Source organism: Bradyrhizobium sp. Ken01 (assembly GCF_055807355.1).
The window spans coordinates 1-749 of the sequence record NZ_JBVVPC010000146.1 but is presented as its reverse complement, the minus strand read 5'-3'; the positions used below and the strand labels follow the sequence as shown (position 1 = coordinate 749).

Genomic DNA, 749 nt, shown 5'->3' with positions numbered 1-749 from the left:
TACTGGTTCCTCGAGATCTCCTTCCTCAGCGCGTTGCGCATGGCCTACCGCTATTTCCGCTATACGCGGGTTCGGCGTCACGCCCGCACTGGAGATGCCGCGCCGACGCTGCTGATCGGCCGCGCCGCGGATGCCGAGGTGCTGTTGCGCGGAATCGAGAGCGGGGCGATCAAGCGCATCTGGCCGGTCGGCGTGCTCTCGCCGTCGAGTTCCGATCGCGGCCAGTTCATCCGCAACGTCCCGGTTCTGGGCGGCGTCGATGACATCGAGGATGTCATCGCCGACTTCACCAAGCGCGGCAAGGGGATCGCGCGCGTCGTGATGACGCCGACGGCATTCGAGCCGGAGGCCCATCCCGAATCGATCCTGATGCGGGCGCGCAAGCTCGGCGTGATCGTGAGCCGCATGCCCTCGCTCGAGAGCGGCGATACGCCACGGCTCACGGCTGTCGCCGTCGAGGACCTGCTGCTGCGGCCGAGCGAAAAGATCGACTATGCGCGGCTCGAGGCCCTGATCGAGGGCAAGGCGGTGATCGTCACCGGCGGAGGCGGCTCGATCGGTTCCGAGATCTGCGAGCGTGTCGTCGCGTTCGGCGCCGCGCGCCTTCTGATCGTGGAAAATTCCGAGCCGGCGCTCTACGCGATCACCGAAACGCTCGCGGCGCTCGGCACTGCTGCTTCGATCGAAGGGCGGATCGCCGACATCCGCGACCGTGAGCGCATCATGCGCCTGATGGCCGAGTTCAAGCC

Annotated in this window: 1 protein-coding gene; it reads left to right on the top strand. The window is 67.0% G+C overall.

All coding sequences use genetic code 11. From position 1 onward, the window contains the following. A partial coding sequence (locus AC0L3S_RS39105; protein ID WP_473285291.1) for a nucleoside-diphosphate sugar epimerase/dehydratase occupies window positions 1-749 on the top strand: 749 nt, incomplete at both ends.